Here is a 24,050-nt window from a genome sequence, read left to right as displayed (position 1 = left end):
GCTACTCTATGTTGACTCCACGCGGAAGCTGGTCGATCCAATCTTGATGACGCTCCCAACAGGGGCATCGCCTTCGGGCACCTTTTGACCGTTCAAAAACGTGCCATTGGTGCTCCCGAGGTCTTTGACATGGATTCCTTGGGCGGTTGGCGCAAGGGTGGCATGGCGACGCGACGCTTGGGCATCGAAGCCCAGGTTGATCCCGGGGGCTTCGCGGCCGGCTTCAATCGGCCCGGCAACTGCGATTCGTTGCCCGGTCATCGGGCCATCCAACGCAACAAGCGCAAATCCAGCCACTGCCGCCGATTGCGCATAAGCTTGGGTCGGGTTCGTCTGCTGAACCGGCGCGCCGATTGGGCTTGACAAGGCCCCTGATGTTTGGATCGGAGTCAACGGGACGGGCTGACCGGGCGGCTGCGCCGCGCTCGGCGAGCCTTGGTATCCCACGGGGACGGCATGGGCGCGGCCCTCGCGGATGCGCTGCGCGGCCCCGGCTTTCACCAAAAATTGCAGTTGGTGCGATCCGATCTGGAACGTGTCCCCCGGTTGCAAGGCCACCGGTTGCAACAGTTGCATCCCCTGGTATCCGGTGCCGATTGGCGATCCAGCATCGCTCAAAATGTAGTTCACCCCTTGGCGTGTGATGGTGGCGTGCAAAGGGGCCACGTTCATGTCACCGAACAGGGGCACGTTGGCACGCTCATCCCGGCCAATAAAGGTTCGAACACCGTCGATGGGCCACTCTTTGCCCTCGTTGCGGCCCAACACCAAACGCACCCATGCTTGGCGGGTCGCCACTTCTAGCCAGGCTGTGAACATCCCAACGGTGAAACCGATCAAGGGCCACATCACTGCGCGCCCGACAAAGCCCGATTCGCCGCCACCCGCCAGGATATGGCCGACCGTCTGGCCGATCGGGTCGAAAACCAGGCCGGAAAAACCGCCGCCAATCAATCCGCCAAACGCTCCCGCAACCACGATGCGGCTACGGAACTGGGTGAGGCCGACCCCCATCCCCAAAAACGAACCGATGCAGGCAAAAGTGATCGTCCGTGGGATGATCGGGAAGCCTTGGACGGCCCAACCGGGGCCGAAAATGGCAGAACTCAGGCCGCCACCGATTTGGTAGCCGACGATTCCGCCGATCGTTCCGAAAACCGCGCCAAGGGCGATGCCGAATAGGATGTTTCGCCGCCCGCCTTTCATCCAACCCTGATGGAATCCGGCGGCCAGCCCCATCAACATCAGGGTCAGCCAAACCATCACGAACTCGGCACGGGACCACTCGGGACTCAGCGTCGATTTGGGCAGCATCGGTTCGGTGACAATCCATCCCAATGTCCCTGCAATCGCGCAGAGCAGGGCCCTTCCGAGCATTTTCCCCATGGCGGTTTCTGTTGGTTTCACCCGGCACAAATGCCGGGATTACTCTTCATATCGGTAGGACGCGGCCCCGAACTGGATGGTGTCCCCCGATTGAATGACGGTGGGGGCAGCGATCTTGGTTCCGTTGACATAGGTTCCGTTCGTGCTCCCGCTGTCGGTTAGGGTGACTACTCCGCCGGTTCGCGAGATTTCGGCATGGCGGCGGCTGGCCCCCGATTCGGCGGCGACCACAACGTCCGAATTTTCCCGCCCGACGGTAGCGGTGCCTTCGGGGATCAAAAACACGTCGCCGCCAGCCGTCACCAACCGGGGATTCTTGACGGTGGGGGTTGCCGCCGGTGATGCCGAAGCCGCAATGGGTGCGGCGTCCGAGCCGAGGTTTATTTTCTGGATGTCCCGCTTAGCGGGTTCGGGGGGCATCGCCCCGGTTGGATCCGGTGCCGCCCCTGTCTGCCGGTTCAGCCCGGCTTGGTCGGCGAGTTTTTCAACAACGGTCTGGTTGTTGCGGTAGTACCACCAACCGGCATAACCCAAGCCGCCGACGACCGCAAGACCCACCAGAAGCCGCAAGAACGCCATGGCTGGGTTCTGACCAGAGTCGCGGGGTTGGGAGGGAGTCTGAACCGGCGTGCTTCCAGCAGGCTTTGCCGTGGATTGGTCGGATACAGGTTCCTTGAAAGATTCGGGTACCAAAATGTCCACCACAAAGGCCCCGCCTTTTTTGTCCGGCTCAAATGTGCCGCTGACCGACTTGTCCTCCCCGCCTGCTGAATATTTCAGTTCGAATTTGTAGGCCCCCTGTGTGAGGAAGTGGGCTCCGACAACATTGCTGTCGCTCGCCGGGATATTGAAAACAAGCGGGTCTTTCCCCCCCGTGACGACCAGGCTGCCGCCCGGGAACGGCCCGGATTTGGTCGCGACATGGAACTCGATGTCGGCAACTGTAGTGAATTGGTCAGCCTTGGGTTTGAATGCCTTGGCTTTGAGGGCAGCGACCAAGTCCATTCCGGCGGCGCGGTTGATGGCCGAGTCCACAACCCAGACTTTCCAGCCATTCGGGTCATCAGGTGCCGCCGCTTCGGCGAATTTCCCTTCGATCGGGACAGGGTCTTTGATCTCGTCGCCTTTCGAAAAGACGTAGGCAAAACCACCTTCTCCGGGAGGGGTGACGACGAATGTTTTGAGGTCTTGGGCGGAGCCGAGAGCCGCCGCAAGGAGTGCGAAGAGAAGGAAAGCCCGTTTCACGCTGGGGTGAGTGTAGCCCGGGCGTCGGGCAGTTTTCGCGCCAGGTCGCTAGCCGTGTAGCCAAAATCACCTTGCTCTTCCACGCAAAGGTCGCCCGCATGGCCATGCCAAAACGTAGCGCATTCGGCCGCAATCCGCGGATCAAGTTGTTGGGCAAGGAGGGTGGCCAGCACCCCGCACAATACGTCGCCCATCCCAGCGGCCGCCATGCCGGGATTGCCGGTAGGGTTGACCGATATCGGATGACCTGGGGTAGCCGCCAAGCTGTAAGCGCCTTTGAGGACCACTGGTTTTCCAAACTGTTCGCAGGCTTGCCGGATAGCAGTGAACCGATTCGACTGGACATCCTGTGCTGAGGTGCGCAAAAGGCGCCCCATTTCGCCTGGATGCGGGGTCAGGATGCACGGCGCAGGTGCAAGGCTCACCCCTTCGCAGACCGCGTTCAAAGCGTCGGCATCGATGACGCTCGGGATGTCCCACCCGTCCCAAACGCCGGCAAGGAATTGCCGCACATTGTCCGATTGCCCCAATCCGGGCCCGAACACGGCCCCGGTCCACTTGCCTTTGTTAGCCCGGATCAGCTGGGCGGCAACATGGGCGATGCCGTCGCCGCTTTGCGGCAGGGCCATCGTCAGGCACTCTGGCAAATGACAAGCGACCGAATCACAAACCGCCGGTATGCCGGCCACTGTCACCAATCCGGCTCCTGATCGCACGGCGCCCATGGCCGCGAGAACCGCCGCCCCCCGCATGCTTTGGCTTCCGGCAACGATGAGGACATGGCCGTTCTCGCCTTTGTGGGAGTCGAATCTGCGGATTGGCAGTTGCTCCGAAACTTCAGACCGGTCCGTGAGGTAGGCGCCCCTCACTTGCGTAAGCAGTTTCGTCGGAAATCCGATAGGAGCAAGCGACCAATGCCGCATCGCCGTGATCCCATTTCCTTGAAAGACAAATTGTTTGGCCAGGCCGAGGAGGATCGTTTCGTCAGCCCGCACCCATGCTCCCGCAGCCTGGCCGGTATCGCAATCGATGCCACTTGGAACGTCAATTGAGATGCGGGTGGCAGAACAGGAGTTGACTGCCTCAATCGCCGCTTTTGCCAATCCCCGTGGAGCGCCCTCGGCCCCGATCCCCAGGATGGCATCCACAACAGTGTCCCACCGCTCGTCCGTTAACTGGGAAAACTCGCCGAAATGGATTGGGATGCCTGCGGGGAGTTCATTGAACCGGGCGAGACCCTCGCCCTTCAAACGGTCAGGGGATTCGGCGGCGACAAAGACGGTGACCTGGTCACCCCTTTCGGCCAACAGTCGCGCAACCACAAACCCGTCGCCCCCGTTATGGCCAACCCCGCAGACCACCGCAACCGGCCGAGTGTTTTCGCTCACATATTGGAGTACGGCTTCCCCCGCGCTCTCCATCAAGGTTGCCACCGGGATTCCGAACTCCTCGGTTGCCCGGCGATCCATCTCCTGGAATTCGGCGCGGGTGGCGATCCACATGACGCGAACCTCTACTCGTCGATCCGGCTGAAGTAGATGACCGTACAGGTGTGGGCCGGGGTGATGAATTCGCCATAAACCCGGCTGAGGAACGAGATCATCTCATCCTGGCTGCGGATCTCGGGGTTTTCCCGCTCGATGTCGCGGGGGCTGAGCTCGCTGATCTTTTTGGTTTCCACCCGATCTAATATCGCAGAATAGAGTTTCTGCCGCCGCCCGAACCGGGGCCCGATCGTCACCCAAACCACCATCCCGTCCTGGTATTTGTCGGTCTTGTCGCCAAGGCGGATCGAAACGGTCTTCCGGCCGGTGCGCAGTAACTCGTCGTAAAGCTCGGCGTAAAAATTGAGGGCGAACATGGCAGCGAGGCAAGAGTTTAGCAAATATCGCGCAGAGCCGTACTTCCTATCGGAGCGGCGGACTTGACGATCTTCTTAACCGTGGTGGCGACTCTCGCCATTTTGGCGGCCCTCCTCTATGTCGCCGTGCTGATCGCCGCTGTGCGCGCAAGCCTCTACCCCATCCGCATCCACCAATTCGTGAGCCCTGGCATGATGGGGTTCCCGCAGGCCGGATTTGAAGTCGTGACCAAGGACGGCGTTCCAATCCGGGGATGGGTGGCAAAAGGTTTGGGCGACCTGGTTGTGGTTTGCGCCCATGGTTACCTGGTCAACCGGTGCGAATGGGTTCCGGTAGCCCAACAACTGGTTCCCATGGGGGCGACCATGGTGTTCTTCGACCACCGGGGCCACGGGCGGAGCGGCCGCGCCAAAGTCACGCTTGGGCGGGACGAACGCCTGGACGTCTTGGCCGTGCTCGAATGGGTTCGCCAAGAGTTCCCAGGCCGCAAGGTCATGCTTTTGGGGAGCTCGATGGGTGGCGTTGCCTGCGCCTTGGCGGCGCGGGAACCGGGTGGGGAAGTGGATGCCCTTGTGCTTGATGCCCCATTCCGGTCTATGAAAGAAGCCAGCGATGCCTGGTGGCTGTTCTTGGGTGGCGAGAAGGCTGCCCGGTGGATGCGGCCGACCTCTTGGATTGGGCCATGGTTCTTAGGCTTCCAGCCCGAGGCGGTTCGGGTTGACCACGCGCTTTCTGAACTCGGCCCCGATGTCCCCGTCCTCCTATTCTTCGGCGGTCTTGATCCGATTGTGCCGCCCGCCTCGGCCGCGCTCCTGGCCGATTCGGTCAAGGGGCCGGTCCAGTCCGTCACATTCCCCGATTCCACCCACGGGGCGGGGAGGCTCAATGATCCGGAGCTGTTCAAAAGGTCGCTCGCCGGGTTCCTAGATCGGCACGGATTGTTGTGAGAGCGTTAAACCACGCATCCTCGGATGGGTAAGATGCGTCCAAAGTATTCGGAATTGGGCCGAAACCGGGCTGACGATGAGGTCGGCAGGTCGTTGCAGACCACCAGGGCCAAGGAAGGTTGAAATTATGATCCAACCCCAAATGGAGCATTGGATGCTTCCGCAGTTGCGCCGACTCGCGCGAATGAAGCCGGCATCCTTTGAAAACCTCGTCTCCCATGTCAAAGAGTTCCATCCGGAAGTCTATGAAGAGCTCTGCCTCATGGCCGTCGAGCACGGAGACCTTGAACAGGCCGATTGCGCCGTGTGCTTGGCCACCGATGTCAGCCACTTGGCCGTCCGGCTGGAAATCTACCGATCCGACACTGGGAACGATGAGAACGCAATCTTGATCGAAATCGACGAGAACGGCACGGCTTGTCTTGTGGATAGTGGAATCTTTGTGTGGGAAATCGTGCGGGAGCACCGGAAACGCGGCTCCTTGGCAGACCTCAAGCAATCCTATGCATCTCTCACCGAGGCGGAACTCCGGGCGGCCCTCCGCTATGCCGACCGCCACCCTGACGAGATCCAACGGAAAATCCGGGCCTACGAAGAACGGTTCGTCCGCACCGACGCCTGAGCCAGCGGTGCTATCCTAACCGGGATGGCGTTGCTCACCGCCGACCTCCCCAGCCTTGGCCCCCCGCGAACGGGAAAAGTCCGCGAGGTCTTTGACCTCGGCGACCAGCTCCTGATTGTCACCACCGACCGGATCAGCGCCTTCGACGTCGTCATGGCCAACGGCATCCCCGATAAGGGCCGGATCCTCAACCAGATGAGCGCATTCTGGTTCAAGATGTTTGAGGGCGAGGTGCCCCACCACGTCATTTCCACCGACGACACGGACGTGGCCGAAATCGTCGGGGGATTCCGAAGCGACCTCAAAGGTCGGTGCATGGTGGCGCGGAAAGCAACCCCTCTCACCATCGAGTGTGTTGCCCGGGGTTACATTGCCGGATCGCTTTTCAAGGAGTACCGGAAAGAGGGCAGCAAAATCCACGGGTTAGAACTGCCAGACGGGCTCAGCGACGGGTCGCGGTTGCCCGAGCCGATCTTCACCCCGGCTACCAAAGCCGAATCGGGGCACGACCAAAATATCTCCTTTGCCGAAGCCGCAGACCGGGTTGGGAGCGACGTTGCGGGCAAAGTCAGAGATTGGACGCTGATGCTGTATGCCCGGGCCGCCGAGCATGCGGCGAGGGCCGGTTTGATCCTGGCCGACACCAAATTCGAGTTCGGACTCACTGAAAACGGCCTGATCTGGATCGACGAAGCGTTGAGCCCGGATTCCAGCCGCTATTGGGAAGCCAGTCTCTACAAACCCGGCGGGCCCCAACCCAGTTTTGACAAGCAGTTCGTCCGCGATTACCTGGAAACGCTCGATTGGGACAAAACCCCGCCCGGGCCAGAACTCCCGGATCAAGTCGTTGCCGCAACTCGGGCCAAATACATTGAAGCGTATGAACGCGTCACCGGGCAACCGTTCACCCCCTGATGTTTTGGTTCTATAACGCTTTGCTGACTTTGTTCAGCCCGATTTGGGTGCCCTGGATGCTGTGGCGGGCCAACCGCCGGGCCGAAAAAGTCGATTGGCAACAAAGGCAAGGGAATTACCCCATCGTGCTCAAGCCGGGAAGCCGGCGGGTTTGGTTCCATGCGGTGAGCGTGGGCGAAGTGGTGGCGGCCCTCCCGATACTACGCGAGATCCGCCGGCAAGCCCCGGAAGCCGAAGTCATCCTCAGCGTCACCACATCCAGCGGGCATGAAACGGCCCGAAAGCAAGCCGATGGCCTTTACGACCATTTGGTGTATTTCCCCATCGACGTGGCGCGATTCACGTTGAATGCGATGGTTCGCGTCAAACCCAAGGTCGTGGCGATCATGGAGACCGAACTCTGGTTCAACTTCTTGTGGGCGGCCGAGGCCGTCGGAGCCCAAACCCTGGTCGTGAACGGGAGGTTGAGCGACCGCTCGTTCCCCCGGGCCCGCCGGTTCAAGTTTTTTTATAAACGTTTGTTGGGGCTGGTCGGAAAAGTTTTGGTGCAGACGGACACCGACCGCTCGCGCTTTGAGGAACTGGGGGCAAAGCACACCCAAACCATCGGGAACTGCAAGTTCGACCAGGCGCTGGAAGGATTGGAAGCCGACCCAGCCGAGTGGCGCCGCCAACTCGGCATCCCTGAGGGCTCGCCTGTGGTCGTCGTTGGCTCGACCCGGGGCCAATCGGAGGAGGATTTTGTGCTTAGGGCATTGCAAGACGCTCGCCTGAAAGATGTTTGGGTTGTCCATGCCCCCCGCCATATGGAGACAGTGCCGGCGCTGGCCGGGCGTGTTGCCACGCTCTTCGGATCGGTTGCCCTGCGATCCAAGGGCGAAACTGGGAGGTACCTGATCCTTGACACCTATGGCGAGCTCTCCAAGGTGTATTCGGTGGCGGATGTGGTCGTCGTCGGTGGCGGCTTCGATAGGCTTGGAGGGCAAAACCTGATCCAGCCGCTGGCCCACGGCAAGCCAGTGGTTCACGGTCCGTATATGTTCAATTTCCGGGATGTTGCAGAAATGGCATTCCGGGCGGGCGCGACGCTAACGGTGGATTCCGAACAATCCTTTGGAGATGCATTGGCCCGGCTGTTTGCCGACGCAGACAAACGGGCCGCCATGGGAGCGGCTGCCGCCAGCCTGGTCGCAGCCAACCGGGGGGCGAGCAAAGCCTATGCGGCAGCCATTTGTGAAGCCCTCGACCACGACCCTGGCGCCTCAGCCCAGTAGAATAGCCTCCGTGGCCCGCCGCGCCTTCACTCTCATCGAACTGCTTGTCGTCATCGCAATCATCGCGATCCTTGCCGCGATCCTGTTCCCGGTCTTTGCCCAAGCCAAAGGGGCGGCCAAAGCCACTCAATGCCTGAGCAACCAGCGGAACCTGGGTTTGGCGATGGTGCTTTACATGCAAGATTACGACGACACCTACGTGCTCGACGCCTATGCGACTCCCACGCAGTTCTTGCTGTGGCACGACCTTGTGGACCCTTATGTCAAGAACAAGCAGATCTGGCTCTGCCCTGGCTCGTCCATTTCTGACAAGGACGTGACGGGTGCCGAAACCAGCCACTTCGGCTACAACGCCACCTACCTGACCAACATCCAGACCGACTTCAGCAACTTCGACGGCCACACCGGAGTGTCATCGACCGCCTTGGGTTCTCCCGCCGAGACCGTCGTTCTGGCTTCGGCCAAAGCGGCCATCCCTGGCAGTTGGTGCGGCGACGACGGCAAACACTTGCTTGCCCCCAGCGAACCCGATGCCGACTGCTGGGGCAGGCCCGATCCCACGTGGGCCATGGGAGCCACCATCTTTTGGGGCGACACGCACTCCAAGCGGTTGAGGTTGGGGCAGTTCTATTCCGGCCAAACCCCGACCGACAAGTTCTTCGACCTGGAATAACCGGTCGTTTCCAAAGGGCGTCCGGCCCAGCTCATCGTTTCGGCCGGACACCCTCTGGTTACAAGTCACTTCACGACGATGTTCCGGTAGCTCACGGCATCTCCGTGGTCTTGGAACACGATATACCCTTCCCGGAACTTGGCGAATTCCGGCATGTCCTTGAACTTGCTCATGGCGACCTTGTCCTTGAACTCCTGGCTATCCATATCCACTCGAAGCATGAGCTTGTGGTTCAGCCAATGCTCAACGACCCCGCCCTTGCACACAAGGCGGGAACTGTTCCACTCGCCGACGGGGCGGGTGTAGTCGTATTCGGGCCGCTCCAACGCATAGAGCGCGCTGGCCGACGTGAACGGGTTCCGGCCGTCCGAGTGCTTGGTGTTGTCCAAGATTTGGTATTCGGCCCCGGTTTGCCACGGGTATTGGCCCGGCCGCTCTTGGGCATGGTAAATGACGCCGCTGTTCCCGCCTTCGGAGATTTTCCACTCGAACGAAAGGTCAAAGTCGCCGTAGCTTTTGGCCGTGCGCAGGTCGCCCCCTTCTTTGCCTGGTGTGAAGCTGAGGACGCCGCCCTCCAGCGACCAACCGGACGGCACATGATCCTTGTTCCAACCCATGAAGTTGGCAACTGAGTTCGTGAGCCGTTCGCCTGCCGGCACTTGCGCCGGGCTGCTTGGCCGGTTCTTGCCGACCGGGCCATTTTTGGCGGGGATCTTGTTGTTGGTCATCCAAGCCTCGGTGGACCACATGAATTGGTTGCTGAGGCTTTGCAGGGCATGGTGGCAATGGACATATGCCACGTGGGCCTCCTTTAGCCCGTCCACGTTCAGGAACACCGTTTTGCGGTCTTCGCTCACCCAAACCGACTTGACCGCCAGGGTTTCTTCATCCACCTTGGGGCCGCCGTACTCATTGGTCGGGACGTAACGCCATTGCTTGACTTCGTAGTAGTTGGGCGTGTTGCCAGTTTCCGGGCTCAACGGTTCGGTGAACTTGACTTCGATCCCGTTGCGGCGTGGGGAACAGCTCAGCATCTCAAAGACGGATGTCCCGTTGTAAACAAGGCGCTGGGTGCCGTAGCTTTGCTTACCGGTTTGTCCCCAGTTCCCGGTGGAGCCGATGCCGCCGACGACAATGCTGCCATCGGGTGCGGTCACGACTCGGTTGATCCCGGCTTCCAACCCCTGGGTAAAGCGGAAAACCGTGCCTTGGAGTACGCCGCCGACTTCTTCGACATAGACCCGTTTGAGCCCGCCGTGGGTGACGTCACCGTGGATCATCTGACCTTTGTAGGGGCCATCGTTCAGGGCTGTGATCTGGCTGGGCGAGTTGCCGATCTCGTTCTGTGGCAACCACACGACCGGCGGATCTTCGGGAGTGTCCTTTTTCGCTTCCGGTTCCACTGACCGGTTGCCGTAGAACGCCCCCTCTCTCACCAGCAGGATTTTGCTGCTGGGCAGCCAGTCGCCCTGGTTGTCGGCGATGTAGAGCAGGCCTTTTGCGCCGAACCCGATCCCGTTGGGGGTTCGCAGCCCGGCCAGGATGAACCGGTAATCACCAGTTTTGGCATCAATTTCAATGCACCGGCCGCGATCCGGGTTTTGCGGTTGGGTGGATCGCCCCCCGGGGTTGATCGCCGTGGCCAAAGTGCCATAAAATTTCCCGTTCTTGTATTCCAGGCCAAAAGCGAATTCGTGGAAGTTCGCGGTCACGCCCCAGCCATTGGCCACGCACCGATATTCGTCCACCTGCCCGTCCTTGTCGTTGTCGATGAGTTCAGTCAACTCCTGCTTTTGCAGAACATAGATGCGCCCGTCGACCACCTTGAGCCCAAGTGGTTCGGCAAGCCCGGAAGCGATCCGCTTGACCGTCCGATTGATCGGTGACTTATCCCAACCGGAAAGTTGGTAAACGGCTCCGTCGGCATCCCAAGTGCAGATGAGCATGTCCCCGTTCGGCAAGAAGCCGATCCCGCCAACGCGCGGGTGGAACCAACCGGGACGGGCTTGGCTGAGCGTGTAGGCGGGATGGACATCTTCCAAAGGACGGCGGTCGCCGGCTCGGTAGTTGTCTACGCCCATGACGCCCTTTTTGCCCGGTGCCGTGACCCGGACCTCACCGGCCGGAGTGGTGAAGGCCGATGGCGGGACGGTTGTGAATTCAGTATCGCCCGGTTTTTTCCATTTGAGTTCCAATGCGCCGTCGGCGGGGCCGTTGAAACATTCGATCCGGATGGAATTCTCCCCGGCGACTAGCTCTGCCCGGCCGTTCTTGAACTCCTTGCCGTGCAGCCCGTTGTTGTCCACGATCAAGTTGTCCCCGATCCAGAGTTTGGAGCCGTCGTCCGAACCCAGCGAGAACTCGTAGCTCCCGGCTTGCTTGACATTGATAAAGCCCGTGACCACCGCCAAGATCTGCTCTTTGTTCGGCCCCCAGTCGTCGTTGCCCAGGTTGATGTTTGGGATCACGACGCTGTAATTGGGGGTTTGGCCCGAAATCAGTTCGGGGATCTCGCTCATGTCGAGCCCCGTGTAATACACGCGGAGGCTCAAGCCCGGTTCGCGTTCTTTGCTGATATCTTGCTTGTCCTGGTCGGCATCGGCCGGCGGCGTTGGCTCGGGCGGATCCTGGCGGACGCCCCCAGAAGTCCCTGATTTGGCGAATGTCTCGACGAATTCGTTGTTCCCGTTGTCAATCAGCACCGTGTGGGTTGCAGCGTCGGATTGGGTCGCCGGTGGGAACAAAACCCCGACCGCAACCTTGTCGAGCACGGTGCCCGGTTCCGATTCGTTCCAACCAAGGGACAGTAACTGGCCCGATTTGAGGCCGGATACGTGGAACTGCCGCCTAAGACCGACCCGGCCCGCGGCAGCGGGCAGGTATTCGGGCGATTCCGTGACCGAGATCTTTTGCCCGGATCCGGTCGAAAACTTGAACGAGATGAAGACGCCCCCGTTCTGGAACCGGTATCCGAGATATTTGGGCTTGACGGGTTCGGCAACGCCTTTTTCGAGAATCGACCACGTTTCGCCGTGGTTCAAAATGTAAGGTGCGCCGACGCTGGTCGGCTGCGGGCCGTGAACCGTCGTATACACCGCGCCATCAAACTTGACGCCCCCTGTCCAGGCCTTGTAAAGGCTGCAGGTTTGAGTGTCGTAGGCCACCCACAGGTCGTCGCTTAATGCGGCGGTGAGCATCCGCGCGTTTTGGTCGAGAACCGATCGGAACACCCAAATGTCACGGGGCCGTTCCGGGGCAGGGGCCGCAATCAGGCATGCGGCGACAAGGCTCGTCAGCATGAACCCAGGTTACCCATACGGGTACGGCGTTGACACCCCTCTTCTTATCTTGTGCACAGAGGTGCCGAGGCAAAAAAGTAGCGGGGCCAAAGCCCCGCCAATGCTATCCACGAAATGGGATCCGGATTACTGAACCGGGTTCCCGGTCAGCGGGTCGACGATGGCGCTGCCGCCGAGCGAGTAGGCCGATTTGCCCCAGGCGAACCGGGCCGGATTCAAGGTGCTATAGGTCTCGCGGAAACGGGCGCTCGTGTCGCTAAACACGTAGTTGTTGCCGCGGTCATACCGGCCAACGTGCGTGTAGCGCAGGGTGTGGTCCAGGCTGCTGGGCAACACCGTGCCCGTGTTGCAGGCAAAGACCTGCTTTGCCGTGGCGACGCTGATCGCTTCCAGCGGCAAATCGGCGGCTGCCGTCGGGGCGCTGCTGAACCCGTCGGGGACTTGGCCCTTCTTGGAGATGCCGATCGCATTGCGGTAGGTGCGGTATTCGCCGGACCGTTGCATGCACTGCTTGGATTCCGTGGTCGGGGCCAGCAGGATCGTGCCCGAAACATCGTCTACCTGCGTTTGGCTGACCGTGGTGCTGGTGTCAGAGCTCACCCGCTTGCGGGGCATCAGCAACTGGTTGCCGGTGTAGCTGATGCGGCCGACCTGGGTGGTGTAGATGCCTGCGTTGTAACCCGCAAGCGCACAGGCGGCAGCCGAAGACACATCCGATTGCACGCCCGGCACGCCGAAACCGCGGTTGTTGGTGTTGGGATCCCAGCACGAGGGAGCCCAGCCGCCGTTCTTATCCGAAGGGCTGACGAAAATCTGCTCGTTCTTCATGTACGGCAACACCATCCACGACCAATGGACTTCTCCAAATGCCGCGTTGTCGTTGTTACGGTAGTTGGCCATCGGGTAGATGTCGTCGAAGTCGGACAAGTAAAGCTGCAGGCCGATTCCGATTTGTTTCGTGTTGCTCAGGTCGGCCGACTTCTTGGCGGCAACCTTGGCTTGGGCGAAAACGGGGAACAAAATGGCGGCCAGGATCGCAATGATCGCGATTACGACCAGGAGTTCGATGAGGGTAAATGCGCGTCGCATGACAGCAACGATTTATCGAGAAATTCATTAAGAGAGTATTAACACTGTGACCAATCGTGATAGATTAGGACTTTTTGTTATCTATATAAATAATGTATAAATTTGTGATGGTTAACTCATAAGGAATTGGTAATATATGAGTATAATTGTCAAAATCCTGCTTAAGCAAGCGTCACGAGGACGCCGGCCACAATCAATGCCGCCCCGCCTGCCACCTTCAGATCGAACTTTTCCTTTAACACAACCAGACCCAGAACCATGGCCACCACAAAGCTGAGTTTGTCAATCGGCGCGACCTTGCTCACCTCGCCCGTTTGCAGAGCCCGGAAATAACAAAGCCAACTCAGAAACGTGGCCACGGCAGAAAACGCGAGGAAAAGCCAGTTTTCCTTGGTCAGCTGGGAAAGGTCGGCTTCCTTTGCCGCGGCCGCCAAAACAAAGCTGAAGACCAAGACGAAGGCGACCCGGACCAGCAAGGCCGTGTTTGCCGGGACACCATCCACGCCGCGCTTGGCCAACACAGCCGTCAGCCCGGCGAAAAAGGCGGAAAGCAGGGCCCACCCACGGTAATCCATGTCAGGAAGTATGACCATTGCCGAACCGGCGGGCCAACTCCCGTAGGATAATGAGGAGGAAATGGCATTGGATTCCATCACATTGGCCGCACCAAGGGGGTTCTGCGCCGGGGTCGCCTATGCCATCGAGGTCGTCAACCTGGCCCTCAAAATCCATGGGGCGCCGCTTTATGTCCGGCATGCCATCGTTCACAACGAGCACGTTGTGAAAAGCTTTGAATCCCAGGGCGTCGTTTTTGTCGAAGATGTCCACGAAGTGCCCGAAGGGGCCACGGTGGTCTTTAGCGCGCACGGGGTTTCGCCGCAAGTCAGGCAAGATGCCGCCTCCCGGGGGTTGAACGTGATCGATGCCACCTGCCCCTTGGTGACCAAAGTCCACAACGAAGCCAAGAGGTTTGATTCCAAAGGCTACTTGATGGTCTATGTCGGCCACCGGGGGCACGTTGAAGCCGAAGGGACCATGGGCGAGGCCCCCGGCAGGATGATCCTGGTCGAAACCCCGGAGGAGGCCGAAACCGTCGAACTCCCAGACCACGAACGGCTGGCCCTCGTCACCCAAACAACTCTCAGCGTCGACGAAGTCGAATCCATCACCCAAGTCTTGGAACGCCGGTTCCCCCACTTGGAACGGCCAAAAAAGGAAGACATCTGCTATGCCACAACAAACCGGCAAGGGGCGGTGAAGGAAATGGCCAAGGTCTGCGAGTTCATCATCGTCGTCGGCAGCACCCAGAGTTCCAACAGCAACCGCCTTGCCGAGGTTGCCCGGGGGTATGGGGCCGAATCTGTGCTCTTGATGTCACCGGACGAACTTGAACGCCCGGTCATCGACAATTACCGCACCATTGGCGTCACAAGCGGGGCTTCAACCCCTGATGAACTCGTCGAGGCTGTCATTGGTCGGTTGCTGGAATGGTCGCCTGGCACGCCCGTCAAGGTCTTGGAAACGGTCAAAGAAGACATCGAGTTCATCCCGTCGCGGAACCTGGTGCAATTGGCGCAATCACGCTAACCGGGCCCTTCCCAAGGCGGCTGCTTTTTGTCCCTCAAGACGTGGAGTCAATCCACCTCCCGACCGTTTCCGCATTTGCTCTTTTTCACGCCACGCCTGTGCCGCCTTTTCCGCATTCCCCAACCGCGAATGCACCCGCGCTAGTTGGGAGAGGACGTACAGCCGCGTGGCGGGAAACTCCAACTCGTCGGCAAGATCCAGGGCTTTGGAGCAAGTCTCTAAGGCGGTTCCCATATCACCCCGAGCAAGGGCGATTTCCGATTCGGCGAAGAGGATGGTTAGGGAGTAGAGGACGTCGAGCGTGGGCATCACGAGCCTCTTCGCCGAATCGAGGAATTGGATTGCTTGCCCAGGATCGCCGATTTCGGCACAGAAGACCGAGGCGTTGGAAAAAAAGTGCAATTGTGACCGGCGGGTCGCCGTGTGCATTTGGGCGACGCCCCGGACCATCGCCTCAACCGCTTGCTCGATGTTTCCGGAGTTCCAGTGGTAAGCGAATTCGGCGTTGATGGTCAGCAACCGGGTCGATGTAACGGACTGAAAGTCATGGAGCCGTTGAAGCCAAAAGGTGGATTCCTCCATCCTTGCCGCCTCGAGGCACGCAAATAAGCAATTCGAAAGGCATTGGGCCAACAGGGTTCGGCGATTGTTGTGCCGTGCGATCCGGTAGGCGGTTTCCGCATCCTTAACTCCATTGGCCAATTGGCAAGACCGGATGTTCTGTTGAGACCTGAGGACGTAATACTCGCTAGCACGGGGGCATGTGGAGCGGACGGGTTTGCAGGCCCGGAACATTTCTTGGACTTGCGTAAAGCGGCAAGATTCCAAGACGGTGGATGCCGAAACCAAAATCTCCCGGGCAACATCGGCATCTTCCGCGGCAAGAGACATCACCAACTGGTAAAGGGCGGACGGGTTGGCTAAACCCGGAGGGGCCGGGCTGAAACCAACCCTGCCGGGGGGCGGTTCCATTTCAGCAGCACCTACGGTGGATGGCTCCGCAACCGCTGGTTCCACGTGCCACTCGCCGGCTAGACCGATCAAGCCTTTGCGGGCAATAACGAGGTCCGCACCCAGCCACTTCCGCAACCGGAAAAGGGTTTGCCGCAGGGCATTGGCCGAACGGCCTTGGTCGAGCGACGGATAGACTCTCGCCGCCAGGTTGGCGCGGTGCACCGGCCTAGGCGCCGACGCGGCAAGGATGAGCAGAAGTTCCGCGGTTGCCTTGGTGGGGTATGGATTTGCCACCAACCTGCCATCCAAGTAGACCTCGAAACCGTTGCTCAGATCGACTCTTCCTACCAATGCGCCGGATGCCCTCCCCAAAAGTTGTCGGTGTCGCAGACGTGTAACGGTATTGTAACGGTTTTTGCCAACATAATAAGGGTCTGTGCAGCCAAAAAATCTTGGCGGCATTTGGAGGAGACAATGAAAACAACACTCGTTTGCGCAGGAGTCGCAGCCCTTTCGGCGTGCGCCCATGCCGGATTCAATTTCACGGGCTTTGGCCCATCGCAATGGGGCGCATCCGATGCGACCCTCGGGGTTTCTGGCTACACGGTCGAGGATTTTGAAGATGTCAACCTCGTCAGCGGCTTGCAGGTGACCATCGCCTCGCCGAATGGCGGCTATGGGCCAAGCTCGACGATTCCCAACACGTTTAACCCGTTCACCGACAGCACTTTTGGAACCGCATTCCAATTCGGCGGCGGCGGAGCGTGGGACGGCAGCAACGGGCTGATCAACACGCGCACCAACCGTGAGTTCCCCTACAGTGAGACAGGCAGCTGGGGCTTCACGACCTTCACCTTTGCCGGTGGCGCTTCCAGCGTTGGTTTCAGCGTCCAGCAAATGGATCTGCAAACGACGGTTTTGATCAATGGGAACCCGGTCGGATTGCTCGACGTCTTGGCTGGTTGGTCGGTCAACGGCCAGCGCCAAGGCTATGTGAGGATCGATGCCTTTGGGGGCGACCAAATCAATTCGGTGACGGTTGCCAATGGGAGCAACGGGACATTTAGCGACGGCCTCATGTTCGACCATGTGGCCTTCAACCCGGTGCCCGAACCGGCAACGATGGCCGTTTGTGCCCTAGCGGGCCTGGGCCTCCTCCGCAGAAAACGCTGAGGACGACCGCTTTCGTACGGAAAACAAAACCCCGCAGACCATGGGTTGCGGGGTTTTGTTTTATGGCAGGGGCAACAGGATTCGAACCCGCGACCTAAGGTTTTGGAGACCTTCGCTCTACCAGCTGAGCTATACCCCTGCGCCGAAAGGATTATACCTTGCCCTTATAGGAATCCGGGCCCGCCACGCGTCCGGGCTTGAATCGTTTAGGGAACCTGGCTAGTCTGAATCTTTACCGTGACGCCAACCCTCGTCAGCGCCTTTTTGATTGCTGGGCAAGATCAATTCCTGCTCAAGCCCCAACCGGGGGTCGATCCCTTGCGGCTGGCGATCTCCCCCATTCGGGATGGCGTCGTCACGGATCAGGAGTGGGATCAGTTTGCTGACACGCCGAACGGCCCCACATTCTTCCAATGGGAGCCGGGCAAGTTGCATTTGGGCGCCAAGCCCAAACCGGGCCAAGAAGTCGTGGTTTCTTTGGACGCCAATGGCGACGGCTGGCTTGTCGGCGACGATAACCTGGAGATCAGGATCACCATGGTTGGCGATTCCCCCCGGGTGGAGGTCCGGCAGTTGGATGCGACCGACCGGTCGGGGCCAGTTTGGGTGGTTCCGCGGCTTTTGCCCAACTCAGTCCAAGTGGCGGCAAAAAATTCAACCGCCTACTGGAATATGGAAGCGTCGTTCCTTGCCGCTGGGCTCAGCAAAGAAGTCAAAGAAGATTCCCGGGTCGGGCTAAGGATCGACATCGTCCCAGAGGGCACGGACACCGGCCCCGCCTACCTGCCCCGCAACCTGGCCTTTTTGAGGATGAGGTTCGACAAAAGCCGCAACCTGTTCAGCGGCGTCGTCTGGCATCCAGGGATCCGGAACCGGGCCGTGGCCAGGCTCGATCCCCTCAAATTCAACTTTGATTTCGAACTGGATCCCGATGCCCCGGCCATCCAATCGGTCGATGTCGTCGGGGAGGGATACGCCCGGGATGCAATCAACCAAGTCACGGTGCCGTTCCCGGCCCTCGACCGCAAGAACCGGGCGACAGTCGCCTATTCCAGCCAGATCAAGGAGTCGGCCGTCGGGGGTTACCGCGTCCTGCGGGCGACCGTGCTCGCCGCCGACGGGCGGATCGCCCAAATCCGGTCTAGTTTCCGCATTGCTGACCTCGTCGATTTCGATTTCGGGCTTCCAACAACGGTTCGGTTTTCCGAAAACCCGCAAGTGGTCAAAGGAGTAGTGACCATCAAGAGCCAGGGGGAAGGGAAGATTAACGGCCGGTTCACCATGAAGCTGCCTGACTCGTGGTCGGGCCGGCGGGGCCAACAAGAAGATTTCCTGATCTACTATCCCCGGGGAACGGCCAAAGTCAGCGTCGAATATTCGATCCCGGGCGGGGCGACCGGCACGTTTCCGGTGGAATTGACCGCAAAAGTCGGGGATCTCGAGATCCAGAAAGTCGTTTACGTCATGATCAAATGACGGAATGGAACCGCGCGATCCCCGACAAAGTTTTGCTCCAGTTGCCGAAAAGTATCTCACCAGTGCACCCCACGCCAAACCCGACGCCCTCTTAGCCCTGGCCGAGCGGGTCGGCAAAACTCCCGGCACCGTTCTGGATGTTGGGACGGGTGCCGGCCACACCGCCTACGCGCTTAGCCGGGTCGCCGAAAAAGTCATTGCGGTCGATATCACGCCGGAGATGCTCGCAATCGTATCCCGCGAATTGGAAAAACGCGGACTGGACAACATCGAGACGTGCCTTGCCGCCGCCGATAGCCTCCCTTTTGAAAATGGCTCCATGGCCGGGGTAGCAACTCGCCTTGCGGCCCACCACTTTCCCGATGTTGAGGCGTTCGTCGCCGAATCGCAAAGGGTCACGTCACCGGGTGGATGGCTTTTGATCGTGGACACAATCGGCCCGGAAGATCCCCAAACGGCGGTTGCCGTTGACCGGTTCGAAGCCAAGCGCGACCCCAGCCACGTCCATGACCTTTCGGTATCCGAATGGTCGGCAATGATCGAAAGCAACGGCTACCGCATCGAGTGGGTCGATACGGCGCGAAAGACGCTGGAGCTTGAGGATTGGATGGCCCGGATGGAAGTGCCGGAACCGATCCGGGCAGAACTGAGGCAGGAATTGAGGGGTTCACTGGCCGGCCTGCGCACCTATTTGAACCCCCAGCCCGGCCCGCCTGCCACATTCGACCTGTGGGAAATGACACTCTTTGCCCGCCTAGTTGATTCTCAATCCCCGCTGACAACGTCTTGAAGGTCGTGGAAATCCCCCGGCTCATCGCCCCGATCGTGACACCGTTCACCGATGACGGGTCGGCGGTTAGCGAGGTCCGCCTGGCCCGGCTCATGCGCCTGATGAGGGAATCTGGTTTCGAAGGCGTGGCTGTGGCTACACCCTCCGGTGAATTTGGGAGCCTTTCGCTGGCCGAGCGCAAAAAACTCCTCGAATGGGTCATGCGCGACTGCGGCAAGTTGGCTGTTTATGTCAACGTGACCGCCCAGACGACCGCCGTTGCGATCGACTTGTGCCAAGATGCCGCCGATTGCGGAGCCACCGGGGCGATTCTTTGCCCTCCACCTTTCGGCCAACTCGGTTTGGATGAGGCGAGGAACTTTGTCAACGTTGTTCGCCGGCATGGCAACTTGCCGGTCGGTTTCATCGATCCGTCTGGCAAACTCAACGAAGCGGCCAATGCCGTCGAAACATCGGGGGCAAAATCGGCAGAGCCGTTGGCTGCGCACGGACTGGATGGGCTCGCCGTTACCCCGCATGGCGGTAGCTCGGAATGTTGGACTCCCAGCGGGATGGTGCACCCGGTCGCCATGTTCGGGATGGATCATGCCCAAATCCTGCTCCAAAAGTGGTCGGCCTACAAGCCTGTGGTCGAAGGTATCGTCCGCCACTTCGGCCTGGCCAGGATCGGGAAGTATGCAACCGAGAAGCTCGGGCTGGAAACCGGGCCGCTCAGAGGGCCCTTTATGCCGCTGAACCCAACGGGTCGCGAGGCGGTGGATCGGCTGTTCCAAGTGGTTTAACGCGGGAGGTCTGCCAAACAGGAAAGCGAATAGCGGAAAACCGCCTCAGTCAGCGGGTTCCACAAGTAATAGGTTTTGGGCAAGCCCGCCAACGGGCAAAGGCTTCTGCCGGCCGATTCTGATCCTTTTGGGATGGAGCCCAACGATTCAACCCGGGCCGCGAAAACGGCAACCCACCTGAGCGCGCTACCTACGGATTCCCATCGGTTGTAACCGATCAGGGAGGGAGGGGCGATCACGGCACCGGTTTCCTCAAAGGTTTCGCGGATAGCCGTTTGATCTGGTCTTTCGCCGATTTCGACCCGCCCGCTGGGGACGCACCATCCGCGCCCTGGGATCTCCGCCAGCAAGACAGATTCTTCTTGCCAGGCAAAAACGACTACGGCAAAAGTAGGGGCAGGGGGTTGGAATGGGACCGGGAAGAAATCCAACCGGCCTTCACTGAGGACGGCGGTCGGGAATTCAGGATCACTCGGATTTGGCACTGGCGCGCTGGGATCCCGGGAGCCCGAACTTGATTACAATCACTTTGCCGATGATCTCGCCGGCATCGACCGGCCCCCAAACGCGGCTGTCTTCACTGACCGGGCGGTTGTCTCCCAGCACGTAATATTGGCCTTCGGGAACCACGAATTCGCCGTTGGTCAGGCTGTAATCCTGGGGAAGGTTGTAAAAGTCCACCGATTCGCCGGGCAACCGGTTCACACGCTTGATGTAATACTCGCCCGCTTTGTCCTGGCTTTTGATGACGACGATGTCGCCCCGCTTGATGTCCCCAACCAACCAATACGCCTTGCTGACCAGCACGTGGTCTTTTTCAAAGAACGTCGGCTCCATGGAGGGGCCCTTGACTTCCACCGAAGTGAAGTTCTGGCTGAGGAAAATAACAAAGGCCAACACGAACAACAAGAACACAGTGAACCCCGTGACTACGACCTTCTTTTTGGCGGAGGCGGGTTTGGCTGCGGTTCCCATCATATTTACGGACGCCGTCCTTTTGGGGGTTATACTCCAGATCGGTCGAAATTGCGGCCGGCTTTAGTGGTCATGGATTGGCTGAATTCAGTTCCTTGGCTTGTGCCCGCCGTGGTGGCGGTGTTGCTGGCCAGTGTGGTTGCCTTGGGGGTTCAAGTTGCCCGCCTCAATTCCCGGTTCAAACGGTTGGAAGGTCTTTGGATCCAGCTGGCCGACGGTGTCGAAACGGGGAACCTGGAGCAGGTTTTGCAACAGCAGCTCCGGAATTCGGCCCGCACGGATTCTGAGATCCAAGGGCTTTCCGAACGTCTTAAGGTTGCGGAAGGCAAATTGATGCAATCCAAACGGTATGTCGGATTGATTCGGTACGACGCGTTCGACGATGTGGGCGGGGGTCAGAGCTTCGCCCTGGCGATCTGCGACGAAAACGGGGACGGGGCGTTGGTCACCAGCCAAGTCGGGCGTATGGATTGCCGCGTCTTTGGCAAAACGTTGAGGGCCGGGCGTTCCGATATGGCCATGACCGCCGAAGAAGAGCAGGCGCTTGAGGAGGCAGTGGCCGGGAGGAACCGGCCCAAGATCGGTTTGTAATGTCCCAACGCGACCAAATGCTCATCGAGCGGGCGCAAAAAGGCGACCGTGAAGCCCTGAATGAACTCGTCTCCGATTATCAGGAACGAGCGTACCGGTATGCCTATCGATTGACGAACAACCCCGATTTGGCGGCCGACGTTGTTGCCGATGCATTCGTCCGCATCAACAGCGCCCTCAAAAACTTCCGGGGGCAAAGCGCGTTCGGCACCTGGCTTTACCGCATCGTCACGAACTGTTACCTAGACCGGAAGAAGCGCGACAAAGAATCCAAAAACCTCAGCCTTGACCAATCCGTTCAAACCGGGGGAGGGGAAATCGAGCGGCAGTTCGAGGACGAGGCGGACGGCCCGGCCGAAATCGCGGAACGCAACGCTCGCGAAGCCGCTGTTCAAAATGCACTGGCCCTGATGCCCGAATACCAGCAGGCGATGCTCGTCATGTACCACGTCGAATCGCTGAGCTACGAAGACATCGCCGAAACCTTGGATCTCCCAATTGGGACCGTCAAGAGCCGGCTCAACCGCGCCCGGGTAGCGCTTCGGGACATTTTGTCCCAGAACTCGGAACTTTTCTCATTAGGGTGAGGTCAAACGCAACAAGAGCATGGGCCGCAGCCAAGGAGCTTGATCAATGAACGCAACCAAAGCCAGGGATTTCTTTAGCGCCTACTATGAAGGCGAACTGGGCGGAGGCATCAAAGAAGCCTTTGAACGCGCATTGCTCGACGACCCGGATCTCAAGGCGGAATACGAAGAATTTTGCGCAACCATGAGCCTGCTCGAGGAGCCGGCCCCCGATGTGGAAATCCCCGTCGACCTCCATGAAAAAATCATGGCCCGGCTCGATCTTCAGGCGTGGGAAGAAAAACAATACCAAAAGGTCTCATTTTGGGGCCAGTGGCGGCTCGCCCTCGTCGGTGGGATCGCCGCCATTGCCGTGATCGCGACTGTCGCCAGCCTCAACAACCGGGCCGGTGAAAATTCGATCGCTACGCCAGTGCCCATCCCAGGACAGGCAAAGTCCGCCGCGGAATATGTTGACCTCGTAGCTGATGGCAAGTCCCTTTCCATCTCCATCCGCAACGGCAAGAACGCAACCTACTCCCTCCGTGACATCGCGGACAATTCGGAGCTCGGCAAAATCGACGTCGTGGGAGGAAAGGTCATGCAATCGTTGCAGATCGAATCCCAAACAGCCAGAGCCTATGGAGTCTTTGACAACCGTAATGGCGAAAAACTCGTCATCGCCTTGCCGGGGAGCCAACAAGGCGAAGAACTGAAAGGCAGCGGCAATGTCCTTGACCTTGCCGTTGCGATCGCGGGAACGTTCCGCACCCCCATCATCGTCCGCGCAAAGGATCGCGACAAGCTATATTCTTGGGACTTTGACACGTCGGATGACACCGCGGCCATCTCAACCAAACTGAACCCCCAATCGCTCAGCATCAGCGTTAGGGAAGACGGGATTTCGATCCTGAATTCGAATTGAGCGCCGTCACCCGGCGGCGCTTGAGCTCGGCCTCAAGGTGGAGTTCGCTTTGGTAGGCGACCCGGTAACTCTCGGCCAACAAGTAGCCCTGGGCGTTCGGCCCCAAGGTGTAGCGGGTGGCTGTCTGGTCGTTGGCCAGCATCATCTGCACCTGCGTTTTGGTCGGCATTTCCGCCTTGGCCGGCATCAAATCCAGCTCAGATAGCGAGACCAGGTGCATCGCCGTCCGCTTGATCGTCTCCGGGTCGGCCTCGGTTTCATTGAGCGCCTCCCAAAATTCAAGGCGCGCACTGGACGGCAGCTTGCCTTCGATCTCCGAAAAGAATCCGATAGCATAGAGCTGGGTGGACGAACCATAGAATGCCGAATAGGACGAGCTGTATTTTGCGATCGAGGCCATTCGCAGCACTTGGGTTGCCCGCCGGGCCGATTCAGGGAGATTGCCCTGCTTGCGCTGCCGGCGCATATCCCGTTGCAAGGCATTGATCACCAGGCGCCGCGCTCCTTCAACCTCCTGGCGGAAACCGGTGGTGCCGTCGTCGTCCGTGGCAATCGGTTCAACGGTGGGCAACAGGCCCTCGGTGTCGTACTTCACCCATCGGTCATAGGTTTCGTCCAGCACCTGCTTGTCCAGGTAGTCGAGCCCCTCGGAATTGCGTTCCGTGAACCGGATCGCGCCGGAATACCCCAAGATCCCCCGAGAAGTTTCGGGGCCATATTCCACAAATGTGTGCGGTGAAACAAAGAAACGCCCTTGGATTGCCAACAAGGTCAGGAGCCACACAGGGGTGAGCGCAGCAAAAACGTAACCTAGCGTCCGTGCCCTCATAAAGGGGATTCTCGGTACGTCAGGTCCTATTACTGGAGTCCATCGATAGGCCCGTTATGGTCCCAATTGTTTGGTGGCGGCAAAAACTCT

Annotated in this window: 24 protein-coding genes and 1 tRNA gene; 13 read left to right on the top strand and 12 right to left on the bottom strand. The window is 59.5% G+C overall.

Going from position 1 to position 24,050, the window contains the following annotated elements; all coding sequences use genetic code 11:
* Window positions 1-6: 6 nt before the first annotated feature.
* The 4 genes from JNM28_11880 to JNM28_11865 are packed head-to-tail and all read right to left on the bottom strand — an operon-like array spanning window position 7 to window position 4,492.
* Entirely contained in the window at window positions 7-1,377 is a 1,371-nt protein-coding gene (locus JNM28_11880; protein MBL8069141.1) for an FHA domain-containing protein, read from the bottom strand.
* Window positions 1,378-1,425: 48 nt separating this feature from the next.
* The gene (locus JNM28_11875; GenBank protein MBL8069140.1) at window positions 1,426-2,631 is read right to left on the bottom strand and encodes an FHA domain-containing protein; all 1,206 of its coding nucleotides are present in this window, start codon (window positions 2,629-2,631) and stop codon (window positions 1,426-1,428) included.
* Window positions 2,628-4,133, bottom strand: coding sequence for an NAD(P)H-hydrate dehydratase (locus JNM28_11870; GenBank protein ID MBL8069139.1), 1,506 nt, complete (start codon window positions 4,131-4,133; stop codon window positions 2,628-2,630). The genes JNM28_11875 and JNM28_11870 overlap by 4 nt, the downstream gene beginning before the upstream one ends.
* An 11-nt stretch (window positions 4,134-4,144) precedes the next feature.
* Window positions 4,145-4,492 (bottom strand): RNA-binding protein, encoded by a 348-nt coding sequence (locus JNM28_11865; protein ID MBL8069138.1) that lies wholly within the window; start codon window positions 4,490-4,492, stop codon window positions 4,145-4,147.
* Between the two features lie 63 nt (window positions 4,493-4,555).
* Between JNM28_11865 and JNM28_11860 the strand changes: the two genes are divergently transcribed.
* From JNM28_11860 to JNM28_11840, 5 genes are all read left to right on the top strand, one after another.
* Window positions 4,556-5,440 carry an alpha/beta fold hydrolase gene (locus tag JNM28_11860; GenBank protein ID MBL8069137.1) on the top strand — a complete coding sequence of 295 codons (885 nt, stop codon included), beginning with the start codon at window positions 4,556-4,558 and terminating at the stop codon, window positions 5,438-5,440.
* Window positions 5,441-5,567: 127 nt separating this feature from the next.
* The gene (locus tag JNM28_11855) at window positions 5,568-6,062 is read left to right on the top strand and encodes a DUF433 domain-containing protein (GenBank protein MBL8069136.1); all 495 of its coding nucleotides are present in this window, start codon (window positions 5,568-5,570) and stop codon (window positions 6,060-6,062) included.
* 24 nt (window positions 6,063-6,086) lie between these two features.
* A complete protein-coding gene (locus tag JNM28_11850; protein ID MBL8069135.1) occupies window positions 6,087-6,977 on the top strand; it encodes a phosphoribosylaminoimidazolesuccinocarboxamide synthase in 891 nt (296 codons plus the stop codon).
* Window positions 6,977-8,251, top strand: a complete 1,275-nt coding sequence (locus JNM28_11845; GenBank protein MBL8069134.1) for a hypothetical protein — start codon at window positions 6,977-6,979, stop codon at window positions 8,249-8,251. Before JNM28_11850 ends, JNM28_11845 begins: the two co-directional genes overlap by 1 nt.
* The gene (locus tag JNM28_11840) at window positions 8,196-8,924 is read left to right on the top strand and encodes a prepilin-type N-terminal cleavage/methylation domain-containing protein (GenBank protein ID MBL8069133.1); all 729 of its coding nucleotides are present in this window, start codon (window positions 8,196-8,198) and stop codon (window positions 8,922-8,924) included. The genes JNM28_11845 and JNM28_11840 overlap by 56 nt, the downstream gene beginning before the upstream one ends.
* 65 nt (window positions 8,925-8,989) lie before the next feature.
* On the opposite strand, the gene JNM28_11835 is transcribed toward JNM28_11840, so the two are convergent.
* The 3 genes from JNM28_11835 to JNM28_11825 all read right to left on the bottom strand — a co-directional run bounded on the left by JNM28_11835 (window position 8,990) and on the right by JNM28_11825 (window position 13,887).
* Window positions 8,990-12,223, bottom strand: a complete 3,234-nt coding sequence (locus JNM28_11835; GenBank protein ID MBL8069132.1) for a DUF1080 domain-containing protein — start codon at window positions 12,221-12,223, stop codon at window positions 8,990-8,992.
* Window positions 12,224-12,349: 126 nt separating this feature from the next.
* Window positions 12,350-13,312: a prepilin-type N-terminal cleavage/methylation domain-containing protein gene (locus tag JNM28_11830; GenBank protein MBL8069131.1), complete on the bottom strand. Its 963-nt coding sequence runs from the start codon at window positions 13,310-13,312 to the stop codon at window positions 12,350-12,352.
* Window positions 13,313-13,473: 161 nt separating this feature from the next.
* Window positions 13,474-13,887 carry an EamA family transporter gene (locus JNM28_11825; GenBank protein MBL8069130.1) on the bottom strand — a complete coding sequence of 138 codons (414 nt, stop codon included), beginning with the start codon at window positions 13,885-13,887 and terminating at the stop codon, window positions 13,474-13,476.
* Window positions 13,888-13,948: 61 nt separating this feature from the next.
* Between JNM28_11825 and ispH the strand changes: the two genes are divergently transcribed.
* Window positions 13,949-14,899, top strand: coding sequence for a 4-hydroxy-3-methylbut-2-enyl diphosphate reductase (ispH, locus tag JNM28_11820; protein MBL8069129.1), 951 nt, complete (start codon window positions 13,949-13,951; stop codon window positions 14,897-14,899).
* Here the strand turns inward: ispH and JNM28_11815 are convergent.
* Window positions 14,891-16,147, bottom strand: a complete 1,257-nt coding sequence (locus JNM28_11815; GenBank protein ID MBL8069128.1) for a helix-turn-helix domain-containing protein — start codon at window positions 16,145-16,147, stop codon at window positions 14,891-14,893. The genes ispH and JNM28_11815 overlap by 9 nt on opposite strands.
* A 180-nt stretch (window positions 16,148-16,327) precedes the next feature.
* On the opposite strand from JNM28_11815, the gene JNM28_11810 reads away from it, so the two are divergent.
* Window positions 16,328-17,026, top strand: coding sequence for a PEP-CTERM sorting domain-containing protein (locus JNM28_11810; GenBank protein MBL8069127.1), 699 nt, complete (start codon window positions 16,328-16,330; stop codon window positions 17,024-17,026).
* Between the two features lie 63 nt (window positions 17,027-17,089).
* Here JNM28_11810 and JNM28_11805 read toward each other — a convergent pair.
* Window positions 17,090-17,165: transfer RNA gene (locus tag JNM28_11805), tRNA-Trp, on the bottom strand.
* A 98-nt stretch (window positions 17,166-17,263) separates the two neighbouring features.
* Here JNM28_11805 and JNM28_11800 point away from each other — a divergent pair.
* From JNM28_11800 to JNM28_11790, 3 genes are read left to right on the top strand one after another with little or no spacing between them, the layout of a single operon-like run.
* Window positions 17,264-18,502 (top strand): hypothetical protein, encoded by a 1,239-nt coding sequence (locus JNM28_11800; GenBank protein MBL8069126.1) that lies wholly within the window; start codon window positions 17,264-17,266, stop codon window positions 18,500-18,502.
* Between the two features lie 4 nt (window positions 18,503-18,506).
* Window positions 18,507-19,292, top strand: coding sequence for a class I SAM-dependent methyltransferase (locus JNM28_11795; GenBank protein MBL8069125.1), 786 nt, complete (start codon window positions 18,507-18,509; stop codon window positions 19,290-19,292).
* Entirely contained in the window at window positions 19,289-20,074 is a 786-nt protein-coding gene (locus tag JNM28_11790) for a dihydrodipicolinate synthase family protein (GenBank protein ID MBL8069124.1), read from the top strand. The genes JNM28_11795 and JNM28_11790 overlap by 4 nt, the downstream gene beginning before the upstream one ends.
* Here the strand turns inward: JNM28_11790 and JNM28_11785 are convergent.
* Both JNM28_11785 and lepB read right to left on the bottom strand, forming a co-directional pair.
* On the bottom strand, window positions 20,071-20,559 hold the full coding sequence (locus tag JNM28_11785; protein ID MBL8069123.1) for an NUDIX hydrolase: 489 nt from the start codon (window positions 20,557-20,559) through the stop codon (window positions 20,071-20,073). The genes JNM28_11790 and JNM28_11785 overlap by 4 nt on opposite strands.
* Window positions 20,543-21,052: a signal peptidase I gene (gene lepB / locus JNM28_11780; protein MBL8069122.1), complete on the bottom strand. Its 510-nt coding sequence runs from the start codon at window positions 21,050-21,052 to the stop codon at window positions 20,543-20,545. The genes JNM28_11785 and lepB overlap by 17 nt, the downstream gene beginning before the upstream one ends.
* 69 nt (window positions 21,053-21,121) lie before the next feature.
* On the opposite strand from lepB, the gene JNM28_11775 reads away from it, so the two are divergent.
* The 3 genes from JNM28_11775 to JNM28_11765 are packed head-to-tail and all read left to right on the top strand — an operon-like array spanning window position 21,122 to window position 23,131.
* Window positions 21,122-21,640 (top strand): DUF4446 family protein, encoded by a 519-nt coding sequence (locus JNM28_11775; GenBank protein ID MBL8069121.1) that lies wholly within the window; start codon window positions 21,122-21,124, stop codon window positions 21,638-21,640.
* Window positions 21,640-22,227 carry a sigma-70 family RNA polymerase sigma factor gene (locus tag JNM28_11770; protein MBL8069120.1) on the top strand — a complete coding sequence of 196 codons (588 nt, stop codon included), beginning with the start codon at window positions 21,640-21,642 and terminating at the stop codon, window positions 22,225-22,227. The genes JNM28_11775 and JNM28_11770 overlap by 1 nt, the downstream gene beginning before the upstream one ends.
* Before the next feature lie 46 nt (window positions 22,228-22,273).
* Window positions 22,274-23,131 (top strand): hypothetical protein, encoded by an 858-nt coding sequence (locus JNM28_11765; protein MBL8069119.1) that lies wholly within the window; start codon window positions 22,274-22,276, stop codon window positions 23,129-23,131.
* Here JNM28_11765 and JNM28_11760 read toward each other — a convergent pair.
* Window positions 23,094-23,960: a hypothetical protein gene (locus tag JNM28_11760; GenBank protein MBL8069118.1), complete on the bottom strand. Its 867-nt coding sequence runs from the start codon at window positions 23,958-23,960 to the stop codon at window positions 23,094-23,096. The genes JNM28_11765 and JNM28_11760 overlap by 38 nt on opposite strands.
* Between the last annotated feature and the right edge of the window lie 90 nt (window positions 23,961-24,050).

It is taken from the genome of Armatimonadota bacterium, from assembly GCA_016789105.1.
Lineage (GTDB): Bacteria > Armatimonadota > Fimbriimonadia > Fimbriimonadales > Fimbriimonadaceae > UphvI-Ar2.
The sequence above is the reverse complement of the archived record's forward strand: the minus strand, read 5'-3'. Positions and strand labels throughout refer to the sequence as shown.